Consider the following 18,157-nt stretch of genomic DNA (forward strand, 5'->3'; position numbering starts at 1 on the left):
ACCTTCTAAAAGTATTGTGAGCCTCTGCTTATACCAGCGATAAGTCGTTGTACATAGCGGCAATCATGGCGTCGGTATTCACCTTCATGACTACTTCGGGGGCATATTTATCCTGCAGCCCGGCGAGTTGTCCGTCATACAGGAGCTTCCCGTGCCCAATGACCATCACCCGCTCGCAAAGCGCTTCAATGTCGTCCATATCATGGGTGGTCAGCACCATCGTGACACCGTATTTGCGGTTTTCCTCCTTAAGAAAATTGCGTAGCGCAAGCTTGGATACCGCATCGAGGCCGATGGTCGGTTCATCCAGGAATAGGATTTTCGGCCGGTGCAGCAGGGCGGCTACAAGCTCGCAGCGCATCCGCTGTCCCAGCGAAAGCTGCCGTACGGGTGTTTTTAAAAGCGCTTCCACCCCAAGGGTCGCCGTCAGTTCAGATAGCCTTGCTCTGTAATCTCCAGGGGGTATGGCATAAATATCTTTTAGCACATCAAAAGAATCCGACACCGGCACATCCCACCAAAGCTGTGAACGCTGTCCAAAGACAACGCCGATTTTTGACACATGCTCCACCCGGTTCTTCCACGGAACCTTGCCCATAATTGTGCATTCGCCGCTGTCCGGTGTGAGGATGCCGCTCATCACTTTGACCGTGGTGGATTTGCCGGCGCCGTTCGGGCCGATATAGCCCACAAGCTCGCCTTCGGCAATTTCAAAACCTATCCCGCCGAGCGCCTCCACCTGAGTCACGTTGCGCATAAAAGCGCCCTTCAGCAGACCCCATTTTCCTTCGGGCCGTTTGTACACCTTAAAGCTTTTTCGGATATCATGTAGTCTAATTTGCATCAACAGCACCTCCTTCGTGCAGAAGATCATAACACTAATCTGCAGAGTAGATAAAATGGCATTAAGCTTGCCCCTCATCCTTAAACGCTGCTTGAGAGGGACCGAACATTTATTTTCTTCATTTTCCATAAAAATGCTTGCTATCTTGACATTTCCGTGCTATATTAATTTTATAGTTAGCGCAAGTAAATAGGGATGTTATTTACATATGTTTCTCATAATTGACTTTAGGTACCGGTGAATATTTCATCGGTATTTTTGCGTTTATGATGTAACTACAAGAAATCAAGCTGGAGGTTAATACGTCTGTGAAAAAGACTGAAGAATTATATCAACTTATAGGAAATAAGCTCGTAGGAATAATTCCTGATGAGTGGGACAAGATTTATCTCTATGCAGAAGTATTGCCAGGTTCGAGTATTATCTATTTTTACTTCGAATCTGCTACAAAAAAAGAACTAATATATAGTCATGAGATCCCTGAAATTTATGGAGTAGATGAACGCGTATATGACCGGTTACGCGGGGAGTTGCAAGAATATTTTGTTGAACTGAACAAGGTTTCCAGAAATACTCTTGATCAACCTTGGACAAATCTGACGATGTATCTTGAGCAATCGGGTAAATTTAATATTGATTATAGTTATGATGAAGTTATTAACAATCCTTCTAAACAACTTACGATCTGGAGTTATGAAGTTCTTGGATTACTTCCTACAGATGGATTTCATCAAAAATATTTAGATGAATATTTAAAACAAAAGACTGATTAATCTCTCAGTGGTGTCCCGAAAAGCCATCTAATGGCAGTTCAGGGCACCTCTTGTTGTTTGTATAAGATTTATTTATGTAAGCATCTAGTGAAGGCAGCGCCCCGGGTTGACATGGGAGGGAATGACCCCTAATTTGTTTGAGAGGTGAATGTACGGGCTTATGAATGTAGTGGAATTTGTTGGCTGCATCAAAGCAAGTTTCCGTATGTGCCTTCGTGCCTGCTTCCCGCAAACCAAACTATAATCATCTTTTCCATCAACAGCGCCGCCTTGGTGTGATAAACTGGAAAAAAGTATGGTCAGTTTAGCATTTACCGTATGCTTTTTGACTCATAAACGTTAAGGAGGATTTCATGCAGACCTTATTTCGTTATAACTGGATGGTGCGTGAGGAATGGTACAAATGGTGTGAGGAACTGCCGGAGGAAGAGCTGCTGAAGCCGCGTGTGGGCGGGGTTAACGGAATTCTGAAGACACTTTTCCACATCGCCGATGTGGAGTGGAGCTGGATCATGGTGATGGAGGGCAAGCCTGATTTTCAGGAGGATTTCGCTGAGTTCAGCAGCCTGCAGAAGGTGAGAGAGCTGGATGCCCGCTTTCGGCCGGAGGTAGAGCAGTTCGTGCTGGCTTGGAATGGGGAGATGGAGCGGAATATATTGATGAACGAACGGAGAGATGGAACAGTGGTGGCCGATACCTGGGGCGAGATTATGCGCCATGTGATCGCCCACGAGATTCACCACGCGGGTCAGCTATCCGTCTGGGCCAGAGAAGCCGGCAAGCAGCCGCCTTCCGCCAATCTGATTGGCCGGGGGCTTGCGGATACTCAGCTATAAGTCTCTGCAGCCGGCCAGGCGCTAGTGCCGACCCCTCGCAGCGGGTTCTGACGAGTTCAGCCTGAGCCGCTACATACCGCGCGGAAACCACAGATGACGCAGGTCAACCCAGCCCTGGCTGTTGAAGGTGACGCCGCGCACGGAAGGCAGGTAAGCGGTCTCGGCCGGCTTCTCGTACAAAATATGCAACTGATGCTCCCGCGTCAGCCTGTCCTCAATACGCTTGAAGCCCTCAGCTCTTGCCAGGGGATCAGGCTCACGCGTGATAAGGTTCAGCATGCCCTCAATATCGGCCCGGGTGCGCGGCTCGATGTGCTGGGACAACGTCAGATACAGATCGAACAGCCGCAGCTGCTCATCCTGATCCCGGAGCAGGGAGAAGACGATAAGATCGGACTCCAGGCGAACGGGGCCTTTGAATTCCTCCGGTGAGACGGACCGGACATTGCAGGCATAACCATGCTGTACCAGCCGTTTCGCAATATAATCAGCATCGGCGGCATATTGCGGAATTGTGGCAAGTTGCAAGGTAACAGAGGAGCCGGCGGCAGCCCTTGGGTGAGGGCATATCGTTTCTTCCAGACATGACAGAATATCCGCCCGGAGCAGAGGATCGTTCAGCGGTCCTTTTTTCTTTGTATTGCAGGTGACAAATTTGCGGACAGAGGATTCGGAATGGATTCGGCTCCAGAGCGTTCCGTCTTCAAGCGAAGGATTCGGGATGACATGGAAGGCCGGGCCGGTATCCGGTAACGTGGAGTCCACTCCAAGCGGCACATGGAGGATTTCCACCCGGTCCAGGTGGGCCCGTCCCTGAAAATAATAAGGGAACACCTCCAGCACACAGAGCTCCTCATTCATCTCCACCACCTTGAAGGGACCGGTGCCTACCGGCCTGCGTCCAAAGGCAGCTTCGCCGATGGACTCCAGATCTCTCGGGACAATGGCCGCCCGGCTGGTGCACAGAAACGGGAGAAACAGCTCGTTCGGCTTCCGCAGCAGAATGCGGACAGTGGTAGGATTCAGTGCCTCTACCTCCGCGATTTCCTTAAAAATAGAGCTGTACAGCGTCCGCTGCGAGGTCAACATCAGCCGTTCGAACGAATAGACCACATCCTCCCCGGACAGCACCTTTCCATGATGGAACAAAACCTCCTTGCGCAGATGAAAGGTCCAGGCCGTGCGGCTGCTGTCTGTTTCCCAGGCGTGGGCGAGGCCGGGAACGATCCGGCCCCGTTCGCCGCTGCGTCCTACCAGTCCATCAAATACATGGCTTGATACAAACGATTCGGCCAGCAGATTCATATACAAAGGATCAAAGGTATGGAGCTGCTGAGTAACCGGAAGCCGGAGCGTATCAATCTGCTTGTCGCTGCGGATTTCGGAATGATGCCCGAAATAGGCTAGCAGCCAGCCCTGCAGCGTATCCTGGAGCGAGGAGGAGCGGGCGTGCCCGCGGATACCCTCTATGGCGCTGCTGATCTCCTTGCTGCTGATGGCCTGCATCATCGATTCGAGGGCGATGTCCTCCGCACTCGCCAGAAAGACCAGAGTCGAGCGCTTTCCCCGCCCCCGGTTGGGCGTCCAGGCGATCCAGCCCTGTGCGGCCATTTTATTGATAATATGCAGTGCATTGCGGTGGGTGCATTCCAGTGTCAGCGCCAGTTCATCCAGGGTAACCGAGATTTCGGCCGCCCCGCCATAATGTGAATGGAGCTTGAGAAATTGACTGTGCAGCTTCATTAGCTAAGGCCTCCTCATGCAAAATAGGAAATAATCCGCGTTTTCTTTCTCTTTTTTTTCTTATTTTATCAGCTAAAATCAGGATAAGATAGTAAGAAGATGGGGGTATTTACCATGAGTGATCAAGCGGTACCGAAACCGGAACGGGCTATCCAGGCTTTAGTGGCTGCCTTTCTGCTGGCAATCGTCCACCAGTACCTGTTCTATGGCAAGATGGCGGGAATTTCATTGCCAATCTTCGTGTGTCTGTTCTATGCTTATATGCTCTATTTTGCCAAAGACAAGCTGCGCAAGCCTACAGTATTCAGCTATGTCTGGCTGGGGGCGGTGTTTATGCTCTCCCTGACGTATGTACTGTTTGCCAACTGGATTTTCTTCGGGCTGAATTCGCTGGTTCTTCCGGCGCTAATCTTATTACATATGACCTACATGCTTAGCTACAAGCAGCCGTCCTGGAGCGGATTCGGGCTGATCGGCGCGGCGCTGGAGCATTTTTTTACCCAAGGCTTGCGGCACTGGGCTACCGTCTTCAAGATTACCCGCAGACCCGGCAGTAAGATGGAGGACGAACGCAAGCGGGTGCTTTTTAAAGTACTGATCGGGCTGGGGATCTCTTTTCCGCTGCTGGTTGTAGTAATGTCGCTGCTCTCCTCGGCGGATGGTGTATTCCATCAGATGCTGGCGGAGTTTCCGCAATATTTGGAACGGATTTCTTTTGGCGAAGGGTTTGCACGGGTGCTGTGGATTGTTCTCCTGGGCATGGGAATGTTCGGCTTTGTCTGGGGTTTCGTGGATTACAAGCTGTATGAGTGGAACCCGAAGCCGATGCTGAATATGGAAGGCGGGCTTGCGCCAGAGCCGGTTTCCGATCTGTTCCCTGACCCCTTGTCGCTGCGGGTAGATCCGGTAATCATCACTACGATCCTGACGGTAATCAATACGGTGTATGTGCTGTTCGTTAGCGTGCAATTCTCCTACCTGTTCGGTGCCTGGGAGGGGATTCTGCCGAAGGGGAGCACTTATGCCGATTATGCGCGGAGCGGTTTTGTGGAGCTGATTGTGGTGACCTCGATCAATTTCGCCATTCTGCTGCTATCGCTGCACTTGGTAGGGGAGAAGAAAGGCCTGCTGCCCAAAACAGTAAATTTCCTGCTCTATATCCTCGTGCTCTGTTCTATGGTCATGCTGTACTCCGCCTATTCCCGGCTGACGCTGTACGAAGAAGCCTATGGATACACGTATATTCGTTTCCTGGTGCATGCCTTTATGGTTTTCCTTGGGCTGTTACTCGTGATTGCCGCGGTGCGGATCAGTAAGGTAAGGTTCCCGCTCGCCAAATGTTACATTCTGCTTGGGCTGCTGTCCTATGTGCTGATCAACTTTATCGGGATGGATGCCATTATCGCGGAACAAAATATCCAGCGGTACGAGGCAAGCGGCAAACTGGATACGAGCTATTTGGAGAGGCTGTCACCGGACGTTATACCGAAGCTGATTGCCTTCAGCAAGCAGGAAAACGGCAAGCTGGACGCCATTCTGCACGATAAGCGCGAGAATTATGCGCAGGTCACTCGAAAGTGGCCTTCCTTCAATCTGGCAAAGTTTCGCGCTGAGCGGGCCCTGGATCAATATTTTGCAAAATAGCTGCTGTCATTAAATAAAACGAAGACCGTCAATTCCTGCTTTGGCCGGAAGGACGGTCTTTTTGGCGTGGTGTGGCCGGTTGCAGCAGGCTGCTCCTCCAGTTCAAATGCACACTTGTACTTTCAGCGAATGCTCAGTTTAACTTCAGATGGATTTAAGCCTTCTGCAGTAGGATGAAAGCACTAGAAGCACAGGAGTCACAGAATACATACAGATCTGGAGGAATACATATGTTTACAAAAATTCGCGCCAAAATTCTATTCGGCTTCGCCGCAGTTATTGTTGTGTTTATCGCTGCCATTGCCGGAAACACTCTCTTCCAGGGCAAGGCCACTATGCTGAGTGATCAGATTAACCGCAACTACAGCAAGCTGTCGCTGGTGCAGGGGCTGACAGACAAGATCCGCACGGCGGACGGGCTGGCTGCAAGATATGTGATGAGCAATACGGATGAGGAAAGAAAGACGTATCTCACCGGCTATGAGGCCAAGGTTCCCGGGATTACCGAGGCGATTGCGGAGCTTAAGAAGACCGGGCTTAATGACGCGGAGCTGTCCGGGCTTACCACGCTGGAGAGTGAATGGAGCAATTATCTGACGGTGCTGGAGAGTGCCTTCGCCAAGGCCAAAGCTGGAGAGTTCCCGAATGCGCAAAAAGAGTTCACCAATCTGTCTCTGGATAAAATAATAGAGTCCCAGCTCGTTTTTGAGAATGTGCTCAGTGCAGAAATTCAGAAGGAGCAGACTCAGGCGGCCGGTCACCGCAGCTCGGCAATGGCTATCAGCTTTGGCGTGACAGGACTGTCGGTGCTGCTGGCTATAGTTATAGCGCTGCTCTTGTCGGCGCGTATTGTGAAGCCGCTCCGCAGTGTGAATACGCAGCTGCAGGAAATTGCCGAAGGGGACGCGGATCTGACCCGCAAGCTTAATGTACGGACTAAGGATGAGATTGGCGAGCTAGCCCGTAACTTCAACAAGATGACCGATAACCTTGCCGCTCTGATCGGACAGGTGAACCAGTCGGCAAGCGGTCTCGCGGCTTCCTCCATCAAGCTTACCTCCGAGAGCGGCGTCACCGCCGAGGCTACGGAAAAGATTGCCGGCATTATGGGCGAGGTTGCTTCCGGCAATGACCGGCAGATGAATGATTTGCAGACGAATATGACAACGATTGTGGAGATGTCCATCGGCATCCAGCAGATTGCCTCCAGCGTGCAGGATATTTCGGAAGCTTCACTGCGTTCAAGTGAGTTCGCTGTTGCCGGTGATGTGTCCCTTCAGGCTGCAGTCAGCCAGATGGACTCGATCAACCGCTCGATTCAGTCTTTGTCCGGGCAGGTACTTGGCTTCGTGGACCGTTCACGTGAAATCGGAAGTATTGTTGATGTTATAAAAGGCATTGCTTCGCAGACCAACATGCTGGCGCTCAACGCAACAATCGAAGCGGCGCGGGCCGGAGAGCAGGGCCGGGGGTTTGCCGTGGTGGCCGATCAGGTCCGCAAGCTGGCGGAGCAATCCGGTGAATCGGCTAGTCTCATCGCCGTGATGGCAGCGGGCATTCAATCCGATGCTGATGATGCGGTGAAGATCATGAAGAACAGCATGAGCGAGGTGCAGGGCGGCACAAGGATCATTGAAGAAGCCGGACGTTCCTTCGGTGAGATTCGCATCTCCATAGATGCCCTGGCCGGTCAGGTGCAGGAGGTTTCAGGAGCGGTAGAAGAAATTACAGCGGCAACCGAAGAAATTGTGGAATCCATCCGCACCGTTACACAAATTTCTGAAACAACGGCATCGAGCACACAGCAGGTCGCCGCCGCTTCACAGGAGCAGATGGCCTCGGTGGAACAAATCGCTTCTTCGGCCGGCGCGCTGAGCTCACTAGCTCAAGGGCTGCAGGGGCTGGTAGCCAGATTTAACGTGTAGCCTAATAGGAAAATTTGCCCTGCCGGAGACGGCGGGGCTTTCTTTTGTAGATTGAAAGGACAAAGCTGCTGTGCTACAATGTGAATGAATTATAATGTATTCATTCACAAAGACGGGGTTGATAGCTGTGGAAGATAAAAAAACGGAGCTTTTCAAATGCGGGAAAGAGCTGTTCAGCTCCAAAGGCTTTAAGGAGACCAATGTCTCCGACATTACCAGGATGGCAGGGATGGCGGTAGGCACATTTTATAATTATTACGCCTCGAAAGAGAAGCTCTTTATGGAGATTTATTTGCAAGAAAATGAAAAGCTGAAGCAGCACATTATGGAGACGGTTAACCCTGACGAGGAGCCCCTGAAATTGCTCAAAGAAGTATTGGCGCTGAATTATAACGGCATGATTTCGAATCCCATATTGAAGGAATGGTATAACAGGGAGCTTTTCAGCAAGCTGGAGAAGGAATTTTATGAAAAAGGCGGTATCGAGAGCGTTGATGAATTTACGAATAGCTCTGCAGCCGAGCTGATCAAAAAATGGAAATCTGAAGGGAAAATCAGAAGGGATCTGGACGATGATCTTATCCTTGCCCTCTTAAATTCCATACCCTATATAGATATACATAAGGAGCAGATTGGCATTCAGCATTTCCCGCAGATCATGGATTATCTAGTGGAATTTGTGATGAAGGGCCTGACGGATATTCCGCAATAAAATGAATGCATGTTAAATACACTGAAAAAATGCGGGTGAGTACAATTTTGCTTCACGCGCATTATTTTTTTATCAAAATGAATGAATTTACTTATGTTCATTCATATGATGATTATATATTGAAGAGAGAGGTGCAATTATGAAAACATTGATTATTTACAAATCCGTCCACAAAATGAACACCGCAAAAATCGCAGAGGTTATGGCGTTGGCCATGAATGCTGACATCGCCAAGGTGGAGGACGTCCGGCCGGAGGTGCTTGCCAAATACGATTTGATCGGTTTTGGTTCAGGCATTTATGCCTCCAAGCTCCATAAGAAGATTTTCAAATTCATCCGGAAAATGCCTCCGACGGACAAGAAGGTATTCATTTTTTGCACATCAGGCTCAGGTGAATTTAAAAAGAAAGAGCTGATTACAGAGAAGCTTACGATGAAAGGCTGTACCATCATCGGTGAATTCTACTGTCCCGGTGAATTCAGCCCCTTCGGATTCAACATGGATAAAAAGGGACATCCCGATGAAAATGATCTGGAACGTGCGCGTGTGTTCGCGGAGAGTCTGCTGGAGAATCGACAAGAGCCGGTCCGCAGCGCTACAATGGATGTTAAGCTGCATAAGAAATGAGGAGGCTCTTTCCATGTCATCGCTAGTAGTCAACAACATTACGGAACTGATCGGCGATACGCCAGTGGTTCGTTTGAACCGTCTGACCGGCCCGCAGGATGCCGAGCTGTATGTGAAGCTGGAGATGTTCAACCCCAGCGGCAGCGTAAAAGACCGTGCGGCCTACAATCTGATCCGCCAAGCGGAGCTTGCAGGACTGCTCAAGCCCGGCGGGACCATTATTGAGCCTACGAGCGGAAATACCGGCATCGGGCTGGCCATGAATGCCGCAGCCAAGGGCTACAAGGCCATACTTGTTATGCCGGATAATATGACGAAGGAACGGATCAATATTTTGAAGGCGTACGGCGCTGAAGTGGTGCTTACTCCGGCGGCGGAGCGGATGCCTGGGGCGATTGCCAAGGCTCTGGAGCTTGGAAAGGAAATCGCGGGCAGCTTTATTCCCCAGCAGTTCGAGAATCCGGCCAACCCGGACATTCACCGGACAACAACGGCGCTGGAGATTCTGGCCCAGATGGATGGACGGCTGGATGTGTTCGTTGCGACTTCGGGAACCGGGGGAACCATTACGGGAACCGGAGAGGTGCTGCGCCAGGAACTGCCGGGCATCCGTATTGTGGTCGTGGAGCCGCAAGGCTCACCGGTGCTCTCCGGCGGCCAGCCCGGACCGCATAAGCTGGTTGGAACCAGCCCGGGATTTGTGCCCGCGATTCTGAACACGCAGGTCTATGATGAAATTGTTCAAGTTGCAGATGAAGACGCTCTCGAAATGGTCAGAGTACTAGCCAGCACCGAAGGGCTGTTGATCGGACCTTCCGGCGGTGCGGCGGTATGGACCGCGCTGCAGGAAGCGCGGAGGCTGGGCAGCGGCAAGCGGGTCCTTTGCATTGCCCCCGATACGGGTGAACGTTATCTTAGTATGGGGATTTTCTAACTTGGGAGTGGAGGGAATTGAATGCTGAGGCGACTAGGGACTTTAATGGCGGTGCTCCTGCTGCTGTCAGGATGCTCTTCACAGCGTGGAGATTCTGAGAACGGGAGCAAATCTACCGCTTCGCCGTCTGCCGAAGTACAGGCCACGCCGTCTCCGGCGGCAACGGCTGAACCTGGCGGCAGCAGTGAGCCGGCAGCCTCGGAAGCACCGGCAGCACCGGTGGCTTATCTGGATACCGCCAAGCTGACATCCAGCTTTGGATTTGCCGACAGCACCGGCAAGCACATTCTTGCCACAGCAGCGAATAACGGAGAGCTGGAACGGATGAAATCGCTGAATACGGCTGTCGGCAATAACGGCCAGACTCTTGCGGTAAAGTTCGAGAAATGGCAGCCCGGCAATGCTAACAGCAACGGCAGAGATATGGCGAATAATTTCGCCAATCTGTCCGGATATGTTTTTACGGTTCAGGAAGGCAGCGCCTTGACGGATCAGACCTATTACCTGGCTGACTCCGCTGAATTTAATCTCCAGTCATTGCTGGCCGTTAAGCCGGCAGGCGGAGAGCGGCAGCCGCTTGGGGCGGATGACCCTATGCGGAAAGACATTGCTGCGCTTAAGCAGCGGGATATTCAGTCGATCTGGAAGCTTGCGGATCTGCCGGAAGAGCGGCAGCTCTATCTGGTTCAGTTCGTGAGACTGGGTAAGGATATGCTGTTCAGTCTCGTTTTGCAGGAAGGTACGGAGCTTAGCTTTATGGATTATCCCGCTGAAATCAAGGATGATGCATATTCAGTATGGCGCGTGGATGATGGCGGCGAGGTGACCCCGGACATGTTCTCTCTGTTGTTTGCGGCGAAGACGGCGAGCGGGCTCGCACTTGGTCTGGAATGGTGGGGAGCGGAGGGTGTGAATTCCTTCTTCCTGCTCCAGCAAGGAGCGAGTATGAAGGAAATGGATATTCAATATAGCCGGTATACCTCGCCGATGTAGGGGATAGAACAGAAGATCAAATACGTATAAATGCAGAGATGTGGCGCGAGCCGCATCTGTTTTTTTGTAGGCTCCAGTCGGTTGAGTATACAAAGCGTGGGAAACAAAAAAACACCAGCTATGCGGGTGGTAATGGCAGCTTCGTCGAGCAGGCTAGCTTTGTCCGTGGGGATCGCGTTCAGGTGAAGAAGGATATTGTATATAATGAATGGTGGAATATTACTTCTCAAAAAAGAGGAGATTTCAAACACCTTCAAGCATGCGGGAGAGAGTTAAGTAACGGTGGATAAATTACTAAAGCGGACTATAACAGGATGATAAAAAATAATAAGTGAGGTGACTAGGTTGAGGGTCTTTGGTGACAGTGATATTTTCTCAGTGAAGTATGAATTTACAACGAATCCTTTTAATGAAAAGGGATTGCTTACTGAATCTTGGGGAGTGTTTGAACTTTGGGTAAATGGGAAAGAACTTTGTAAGTTTTCTAGAAATAATCATGAACATACTTATGAATGGAACTTAATTTATTTAGTAGAATGGATAAGTGAGAACCTGCCTATCATTTTACTTGATGAAAAGTTTCCTTTACCTGTCCAAGGTAAAACTGCGTTAGAACTATTGACTAATAGCTTGGATTTTGATTCAGAAAACGATGATGAATTTGATGAGTGGTTTAGCACAAAACAAGACTGGGAGTTCAAGCATTCTTGGTTTTCTAGTAGGGGTGGGTCTTACCTACCTCAGATTTACTTTAGAAGGAGCGGTAATCAAATAGAGGTATCTTGGAATAACGAAGATTTATATTCAGAGGAGATTTCGTTTACTTTAATGGCTGGCGTAGAGTATGTTCCAGTTCAAATCTTTGAATCTGTTCTTAAGGATTATATTCATGACTTTTTGAGAAGGCTAAAATTAAAAACTAAATGTATTGATGAATATGAGGAATTTTCAGAGAAAGTATTGAAAAGATAAAAATTAATGATGTTCAATCTTAACCTTGATTGGCTTTTTGCCTTTCAGGATTTTTCGTTGATGGGTGCTACTCAGAAGTTGAAGATCGAATTTTGATATAAGAGTTAGATCTGGTCAGGAAGGTCTCATTGATGTAAATTACGTAATTATCCATGTAGAGGAGTTTTAAAGTGGACCAACAATTATCATTTGAAGTTAAGTTGAAAAGCAAACTTGATTCTGAATCTATATTATTATGCTTGAAAAAACTTTTGGTGTTCATGCCTACAACAGTTAACTTTACTGATAAATATTCAAATGAAAGTATGTCTGAATATGTTAGTATGATTGTCAACACAGAAGAGTCAGCATCGGTTACATTTTCTGATCATCAACTGGAAAAGGGAAACACACTTTCAGTACACAAACAAAATTTATTGAATAATCAGTACACTTCATTTACTGGTAGGCTCTTCAGTTCTGTTGTTTTAAACGCAACTTTCTTGGATGGCATTTCATCAATTATCGAAAAGAATAGTGGGGTTTATGCTTATATCGTTTCTACAGAGGACAACCGATGGCAAAATAACGATTCAATATCTTTATATAAATCAAACAACAAATCACTAGAGGATGTTAAGTTAATTCCTCATCCAAAACTTAAAAACAAATGGCAAATAGATATCGAGCGATTCCCTGGACATAACCATATCTATAAAGGTATATGGTTTGGATCGTGTTGGATGATGTGGTATGGTATTACATACTTCCAGTATGTTGACAAAGAAAAACTCATGAATTTTAAGGATTGTTTGGAGAATAAAATCTTGAATGGGGGAGCTATTCGGATCAATCTCTATGAGGATCCTTTTGATTATGGTACGAATGTGAACAGAGATAGGCAATGGGCTTTTAGAAAACAAGTTGGTATAGATGATGCGGCGGAGAGATTGAGGAAAGTGAAACAATATGTGGAGTAAAAGATTGAATAGGAATTAATTGTTCGAAAAGGCTGAAAAGGTTGCTTTCTCGATATTTAGTATTTTGTTAACCTCTTGGAACCACCGTAGGCAGGCTCTCATTTACGTTGAGAAGACAGGGGGTTAACTCTCCTCCAACTCAATTTAAGTTAAAAAAACCTTACTCCATAAAATATCCGATAATTCTAATTGGAATACTAAATTTTATCGTAAATTTATGATATTTATCACAGTTTGCGAATAGGATTTCTTATAGAATCATTTCAATACTTAACATGATGTCAGCAGAAAGGAGAAGCACTTTTATTAATCCGACTTAACTTCTAAGTTTTATCAGAATAAAAGGGGCAGATATATGACAACCATCTACAGAGTGGATTCTGTTTGGCAGCTGGCAGGTGTCTACGAGGTACGGACAAAGACTTTTGTGCAAGGACAAGGCATTCCCAAAGAACTAGAGTTTGATGAAGTCTACGGTGAGCAGTATTACTATCTTTTGCTGGAAGAGAACGGTGTTGCTGTGGCGACTGCACGCATCAATCTGAAGCACAAGGAATACGCCAAGATCGAGCGGGTGGGGGTTATTCCGGATTTCCAGCACCGGGGATATGGCCGAATTCTGATTGAAGCAGCCGAGAGCTGGATCAGAGAACTGGAGTTCCGCAGGATCGTGATTACGAGCCAGCGGCAGGCGGTAGGCTTCTATGAAAGCCTGGGATACACCGCAAAACCCGAAATCGTTATAGCATCCTCAATTCCAATTGTGCATACCGAGAAAGAATTCCATTGAAAAGGGGAGACAGGTTATGGCAAAAGACAATACAGTCCTTGATACAAACATTGTGAACCATGAGGACGCACGTGAAATTACAAAAGACGGAGCATTTAACCGCCAGAAGAACCGCTTTACAACTCCTTTTGGCGACGGTCCCGGTGAACTGCCGGTAGAATCGGGCCGCTACCGTCTGCTGTGGGCAAGAATCTGCCCCTGGGCGCATCGTGCTGTAATCGTACGTGAACTGCTGGGCTTGCAGGATATCATCAGTCTGGGCACGGCGAGTCCTGTCCGCACAGCAAACGGTTGGGAATTCTCCTTGGATGAAGGCGGTGTTGATCCTGTGCTGGGGATTCGTTATCTGCCCGAAATTTATGCCGCAACAGATCCGGAGTACAGCGGAAGAGCAACAGTGCCTACAGTAGTGGATGTAACTACAAGGAAGGTCGTTAATAATGATTACTTCAGACTAACCAATTATCTCGAAACTGTGTTCAAGCCTTTTCATAAAGCGGGAGCACCTGATCTATATCCAGAGGAGTTAAGAGCTGAAATAGATGAATTCAATGACACTCTGTTTCACGAAGTCAACAACGGAGTCTACAAGGCGGGATTTGCCCAGTCTCAGGCAGCCTATGAGCAGGCGTATGACGTACTATTTTCCAGATTGGATCAGTTGGAGGAGAGACTGTCCACCCGAAGGTATTTATTCGGCGATACCATTACCGATTCGGATGTCCGTTTCTATGTGACACTGGCGCGTTTCGATGCCGCTTATTATTCCGTGTTCAGAACCAACCGCAACCGCATTATTGATTTTCCAAATATCTGGAACTATGCGAAGGATCTCTATCAGACCCCTGGCTTCGGGGACACCACAGACTTTGACTCGATAAAAAGAGGGTATCAGCTTGGCAATCATGCGGAGAATCCTTATCAGATTCTAGCCAAAGGTCCTGATGTATCCATCTGGAATGAACCTCACGACAGAAACAAATTCAGCAAATAAATGAACAGCCTGGGAGGCGATATCAATGACATCCAACGCAAACGTACGTGTAAGACCCAAAGAAACCGAGCATGAGATCGACGAGAGAGGTTTCTTTGTCCGGCAAAAAAATCATTTCACGGCTCCCTTTGGCGAGGGAGAAGGCAAGCTTCCGGTTGAAGCGGGACGTTACCGTCTAGTCTGGGCGAAAGGCTGCCATTGGTCGAACCGCGCCTCCATCGTAAGAGAATTGCTCGGGCTGGAAGAAGCGATCAGCATTAATCTGGTGGGACACGGCAAGCATGAGCAGAATCTGGGCTGGGAATTTGTCTATGATGAGAACCAGAGCGACCCGGTGCTGGGCGTGCAGTTTCTTAGTGAGTTATATGCGAATGCCGATCCCGAATATAAAGGAAGACCGACGGTGCCTGCAGTAGTCGATATCACCACCGGGAAGGTTGTGAATAACGATTATGTCTGGCTGACCAATTACTTAGAAAATGAATTTGCCCCCTTTCATAAGGCAGACGCCCCCGACCTATATCCGGCAGAGCTAAGAGCAGAAATAGATAAATATAATGACTTCTTATTCGAGAACGTCAATAACGGCGTGTACAAGGCCATGTTCGCCCAGTCAATAGAAGCTTACAACGATGCTTTCGAGCATCTGTATGCGGCGCTGGATTCGATAGAGGACAGGCTGGAGACGAACCGGTTTTTATTCGGGGATTATGTCACTGATTCGGATGTCCGGTTGTTTGTTACGCTGGCGCGTTTTGATACTTATTATTTCCGGAATCTGGGGCCGATCCGTAACCGCATTGTTGATTTCAAGAACATTTGGGGGTATGCGCGCGACTTATATGCCATTCCGGCTTTTAATAACAATACGTATCTGCGAGATCTGGCTAAGTCAAACGGCGACAAATCGCATATCTTTATTGATTACAATACCCGTTTTTGGGATCAGATTGATTACGAAGGACTCTGGTCGGCGCCACAACACAGAGAGGACAAGAGCGCTGATCCGAAGCAGAAATTTAAGACTAGATCATAGGGGGACATGATGATGAAGACATGGAAAAAGCTTGGGCTCGGTTTGACGGCGGCGGTGCTGCTGGTGGGAATAGTAGCTTGCGGGAATAATAGTGCTTCTGACAAAGAAGGCAGTAATAGTTCTGCAAACAACGCAAAAACAACAATTAATATTGCTACTGGCGGCGCACCGAAACCCTTCTCTTATGTAAATGACAGCAATGAAATCGACGGCTATGACATTCAGATTGTCAAAAAGATTTTTGAAGGCTTGCCGCAATACAAAATTAATATTGAAAAAACTGAGTTTCCTTCGATTTTTGCCGGACTGGACTCCGACCGTTATCAAATCGGGGCCAACAACTTTGCCAGCAATGCGGAAAGAAGAGAGAAGTACATCTTCTCGGACCCTATTTTTAAAAATCAGTTTGTCATTGCCGTGAAGGAAGACCGCGACGACATCAAATCCTTTGCCGATCTGGAAGGTAAAACGACCGAGGTCAGCCCCAGCGTAAACTACACGGTAGCTCTGGAGAAGTACAACAAGGAAAACGCCAAAACTCCGGTCGTGCTGAAATATAGCGATGCTGAACTGGCGACTATTCTGCAAAATGTAGAGAGCGGTGCAGACGATTTCAATCTGATTGATGCCGCCATGCTGCAGCTCTATATTAAGGAGTACGGCCTGAAGCTGAAAGCTATTCCGTTGTCGCAGGAAGATACTGACCGGATTGGCGTTCCCTACAGCTATCTGATTCTTAGCAAGGGAAAGAACAGTGAGCAGCTTGAGAAGGATGTAAATCAGCGGATACAGGAATTAATCAAGGACGGCACGATTTCCAAGATCAGCGAACAATATTTGAATGGTGATTTTGCACCGGAAGCGAAATAAGGATACGCCATATGCCTAATATATTTGATATTGAATTAGTATTTACACTCATTCCCAAACTGCTCAGGTACTTGCCGGTTACCCTTGAACTCACTGCAATAGCTATGCTGGCCGGACTTCTGCTGGGACTTTTGCTGGCGATCATTAAGATGAAAAGAATACCTGTGCTGTATCAGATAAGCGTCGTATTCATTTCATTTATCAGGGGAACACCCATCCTGGTTCAACTGTATTTGTCTTATGCCGGCATCCCGCTGATTTTGAAATACTATAATTACTATCATGAAACAAGCTATAATGTGAATTCCATTCCGGCGATATTCTATGTGCTGCTGGCGCTGTCGCTAAATGAAGCGGCGTATAACTCCGAAGTTATCCGGGCAGCCTTGCTCTCTGTTGACAAAGGCCAGACTGAAGCAGCACATTCGCTGGGCATGACCGGGGGGCAGGTGTTAAGACGGATCATTCTCCCGGAAGCCTTTGTTGTGGCCCTTCCCACGTTAGGGAATGCGCTGATTGGACTGATGAAAGGAACATCGCTGGCGTTTGTGTGTTCCGTAGTGGAGATTACCGCGCAGTCGAGAATTTTGGCCGGGAATAATCTGCGTTTTTTTGAATCCTATTGCTCCCTGGCTTTGATTTATTGGGCACTGACCATCATTATTGAACAGGTAATTGCCTTTCTGGAGAAGCGGCTGGATATTGACTTCAGGAGTATGCGCAAAAGAAAAGGAGAGGTTATCCTTGATTGAAATTCGGGGATTAACAAAATCATTCCATAAACAGAAGGTGCTGGACCACATTGACCTGACGATTCAAAAAGGCGATGTGGTTGCGGTAATCGGTTCGTCGGGCGCCGGGAAATCCACGCTGCTAAGATCCATCAACCTGCTTGAAGTGCCGGATGAGGGAACGATCAAGATTGACGGGCTGACGGTGAACATCACCAAGAAAACCAAAGCGGATGTGCTGGAGCTAAGGAAAAGTACAGCGATGGTATTTCAGCAGTTCAATCTGTTTCGGCAGAAAACGGCGCTTGAGAACGTGATGGAAGGGCTAATTGTGGTCAAAAAAATACCGAAAGAGCAGGCGCGTCAAATCGCCGCCGGGCAGCTCGCAAGGGTCGGTCTGTCAGACAAGGTACATCATTATCCGAAGCAACTGTCCGGCGGGCAGCAGCAGCGGGTTGCAATTGCCAGGGCGCTGGCTATGCAGCCGAAAATTCTTTTGTTCGATGAGCCTACTTCTGCACTGGACCCGGAGCTTGTAGGCGAGGTGCTCGACACGATCAAGAAGGCGGCGGAAGAAGGCAACACGATGCTGCTGGTCTCCCACGAAATGAATTTCGTCCGTAAAGTGGCTACCCGGGTTCTGTTTCTGGATCAAGGTGTTATTGTGGAGGACGGGACACCGAATGAAGTCTTTTCCAGACCGAAATCCGAACGGACGAAGCAGTTTCTGGCTAATTATTACCGGGACCAGGAGCCGGAATTTGCAATTTAGA

General features: G+C 48.3%; 18 protein-coding genes. 16 read left to right on the plus strand and 2 right to left on the minus strand.

Features of this window, described 5'->3' with window-relative positions:
* Positions 1-28 precede the first annotated feature (28 nt).
* Positions 29-844, minus strand: coding sequence for an ABC transporter ATP-binding protein (locus tag AC0LWN_RS07620; RefSeq protein ID WP_474663962.1), 816 nt, complete (start codon positions 842-844; stop codon positions 29-31).
* Between the two features lie 308 nt (positions 845-1,152).
* Here AC0LWN_RS07620 and AC0LWN_RS07625 point away from each other — a divergent pair, with 308 nt between their 5' ends.
* Positions 1,153-1,617: an immunity protein YezG family protein gene (locus AC0LWN_RS07625; RefSeq protein ID WP_474663963.1), complete on the plus strand. Its 465-nt coding sequence runs from the start codon at positions 1,153-1,155 to the stop codon at positions 1,615-1,617.
* Between the two features lie 353 nt (positions 1,618-1,970).
* Entirely contained in the window at positions 1,971-2,453 is a 483-nt protein-coding gene (locus AC0LWN_RS07630) for a DinB family protein (protein WP_474663964.1), read from the plus strand.
* Positions 2,454-2,522: 69 nt separating this feature from the next.
* Here the strand turns inward: AC0LWN_RS07630 and AC0LWN_RS07635 are convergent, their stop codons facing one another.
* On the minus strand, positions 2,523-4,196 hold the full coding sequence (locus AC0LWN_RS07635; RefSeq protein WP_474663965.1) for an ABC transporter substrate-binding protein: 1,674 nt from the start codon (positions 4,194-4,196) through the stop codon (positions 2,523-2,525).
* 114 nt (positions 4,197-4,310) lie between these two features.
* On the opposite strand from AC0LWN_RS07635, the gene AC0LWN_RS07640 reads away from it, so the two are divergent.
* The 14 genes from AC0LWN_RS07640 to AC0LWN_RS07705 all read left to right on the plus strand — a co-directional run bounded on the left by AC0LWN_RS07640 (position 4,311) and on the right by AC0LWN_RS07705 (position 18,156).
* Positions 4,311-5,840, plus strand: coding sequence for a DUF4153 domain-containing protein (locus AC0LWN_RS07640; RefSeq protein ID WP_474663966.1), 1,530 nt, complete (start codon positions 4,311-4,313; stop codon positions 5,838-5,840).
* A 230-nt stretch (positions 5,841-6,070) separates the two neighbouring features.
* On the plus strand, positions 6,071-7,765 hold the full coding sequence (locus AC0LWN_RS07645) for a methyl-accepting chemotaxis protein (protein ID WP_474663967.1): 1,695 nt from the start codon (positions 6,071-6,073) through the stop codon (positions 7,763-7,765).
* A 127-nt stretch (positions 7,766-7,892) separates the two neighbouring features.
* The gene (locus AC0LWN_RS07650) at positions 7,893-8,477 is read left to right on the plus strand and encodes a TetR/AcrR family transcriptional regulator (protein ID WP_474663968.1); all 585 of its coding nucleotides are present in this window, start codon (positions 7,893-7,895) and stop codon (positions 8,475-8,477) included.
* A gap of 139 nt (positions 8,478-8,616) precedes the next feature.
* Complete coding sequence (locus tag AC0LWN_RS07655; RefSeq protein WP_474663969.1) at positions 8,617-9,105, plus strand: flavodoxin domain-containing protein; 489 nt, start codon at positions 8,617-8,619, stop codon at positions 9,103-9,105.
* Between the two features lie 13 nt (positions 9,106-9,118).
* Positions 9,119-10,039, plus strand: coding sequence for a cysteine synthase A (gene cysK / locus AC0LWN_RS07660; RefSeq protein ID WP_474663970.1), 921 nt, complete (start codon positions 9,119-9,121; stop codon positions 10,037-10,039).
* A gap of 21 nt (positions 10,040-10,060) precedes the next feature.
* Positions 10,061-11,032 carry a hypothetical protein gene (locus tag AC0LWN_RS07665; RefSeq protein ID WP_474663971.1) on the plus strand — a complete coding sequence of 324 codons (972 nt, stop codon included), beginning with the start codon at positions 10,061-10,063 and terminating at the stop codon, positions 11,030-11,032.
* A gap of 345 nt (positions 11,033-11,377) precedes the next feature.
* On the plus strand, positions 11,378-12,004 hold the full coding sequence (locus AC0LWN_RS07670) for a hypothetical protein (RefSeq protein ID WP_474663972.1): 627 nt from the start codon (positions 11,378-11,380) through the stop codon (positions 12,002-12,004).
* Positions 12,005-12,174: 170 nt separating this feature from the next.
* A complete protein-coding gene (locus AC0LWN_RS07675; RefSeq protein WP_474663973.1) occupies positions 12,175-12,963 on the plus strand; it encodes a hypothetical protein in 789 nt (262 codons plus the stop codon).
* A gap of 355 nt (positions 12,964-13,318) precedes the next feature.
* Positions 13,319-13,753: a GNAT family N-acetyltransferase gene (locus AC0LWN_RS07680; RefSeq protein ID WP_474663974.1), complete on the plus strand. Its 435-nt coding sequence runs from the start codon at positions 13,319-13,321 to the stop codon at positions 13,751-13,753.
* Positions 13,754-13,769: 16 nt separating this feature from the next.
* Positions 13,770-14,747: a glutathione S-transferase family protein gene (locus AC0LWN_RS07685; RefSeq protein ID WP_474663975.1), complete on the plus strand. Its 978-nt coding sequence runs from the start codon at positions 13,770-13,772 to the stop codon at positions 14,745-14,747.
* Between the two features lie 25 nt (positions 14,748-14,772).
* Positions 14,773-15,783, plus strand: a complete 1,011-nt coding sequence (locus AC0LWN_RS07690; RefSeq protein WP_474663976.1) for a glutathione S-transferase C-terminal domain-containing protein — start codon at positions 14,773-14,775, stop codon at positions 15,781-15,783.
* Positions 15,784-15,795: 12 nt separating this feature from the next.
* The gene (locus AC0LWN_RS07695) at positions 15,796-16,653 is read left to right on the plus strand and encodes a transporter substrate-binding domain-containing protein (protein WP_474663977.1); all 858 of its coding nucleotides are present in this window, start codon (positions 15,796-15,798) and stop codon (positions 16,651-16,653) included.
* Between the two features lie 11 nt (positions 16,654-16,664).
* Positions 16,665-17,405, plus strand: coding sequence for an amino acid ABC transporter permease (locus tag AC0LWN_RS07700; protein ID WP_474663978.1), 741 nt, complete (start codon positions 16,665-16,667; stop codon positions 17,403-17,405).
* Positions 17,398-18,156, plus strand: a complete 759-nt coding sequence (locus tag AC0LWN_RS07705) for an amino acid ABC transporter ATP-binding protein (RefSeq protein ID WP_474663979.1) — start codon at positions 17,398-17,400, stop codon at positions 18,154-18,156. The genes AC0LWN_RS07700 and AC0LWN_RS07705 overlap by 8 nt, the downstream gene beginning before the upstream one ends.
* Position 18,157 lies beyond the last annotated feature (1 nt).

It is taken from the genome of Paenibacillus sp. sgz302115, from assembly GCF_056120445.1.

Excerpts from the sequence above, each read along its gene's own strand:
- AC0LWN_RS07620 (WP_474663962.1), bottom strand. The coding sequence starts at position 844 with ATGCAAATTAGACTACATGATATCCGAAAAAGCTTTAAGGTGTACAAA.
- AC0LWN_RS07630 (WP_474663964.1), top strand. The coding sequence starts at position 1,971 with ATGCAGACCTTATTTCGTTATAACTGGATGGTGCGTGAGGAATGGTAC.
- AC0LWN_RS07635 (WP_474663965.1), bottom strand. The coding sequence starts at position 4,196 with ATGAAGCTGCACAGTCAATTTCTCAAGCTCCATTCACATTATGGCGGG.
- AC0LWN_RS07640 (WP_474663966.1), top strand. The coding sequence starts at position 4,311 with ATGAGTGATCAAGCGGTACCGAAACCGGAACGGGCTATCCAGGCTTTA.
- AC0LWN_RS07645 (WP_474663967.1), top strand. The coding sequence starts at position 6,071 with ATGTTTACAAAAATTCGCGCCAAAATTCTATTCGGCTTCGCCGCAGTT.
- AC0LWN_RS07655 (WP_474663969.1), top strand. The coding sequence starts at position 8,617 with ATGAAAACATTGATTATTTACAAATCCGTCCACAAAATGAACACCGCA.
- cysK (WP_474663970.1), top strand. The coding sequence starts at position 9,119 with ATGTCATCGCTAGTAGTCAACAACATTACGGAACTGATCGGCGATACG.
- AC0LWN_RS07665 (WP_474663971.1), top strand. The coding sequence starts at position 10,061 with ATGCTGAGGCGACTAGGGACTTTAATGGCGGTGCTCCTGCTGCTGTCA.
- AC0LWN_RS07680 (WP_474663974.1), top strand. The coding sequence starts at position 13,319 with ATGACAACCATCTACAGAGTGGATTCTGTTTGGCAGCTGGCAGGTGTC.
- AC0LWN_RS07685 (WP_474663975.1), top strand. The coding sequence starts at position 13,770 with ATGGCAAAAGACAATACAGTCCTTGATACAAACATTGTGAACCATGAG.
- AC0LWN_RS07690 (WP_474663976.1), top strand. The coding sequence starts at position 14,773 with ATGACATCCAACGCAAACGTACGTGTAAGACCCAAAGAAACCGAGCAT.
- AC0LWN_RS07695 (WP_474663977.1), top strand. The coding sequence starts at position 15,796 with ATGAAGACATGGAAAAAGCTTGGGCTCGGTTTGACGGCGGCGGTGCTG.
- AC0LWN_RS07700 (WP_474663978.1), top strand. The coding sequence starts at position 16,665 with ATGCCTAATATATTTGATATTGAATTAGTATTTACACTCATTCCCAAA.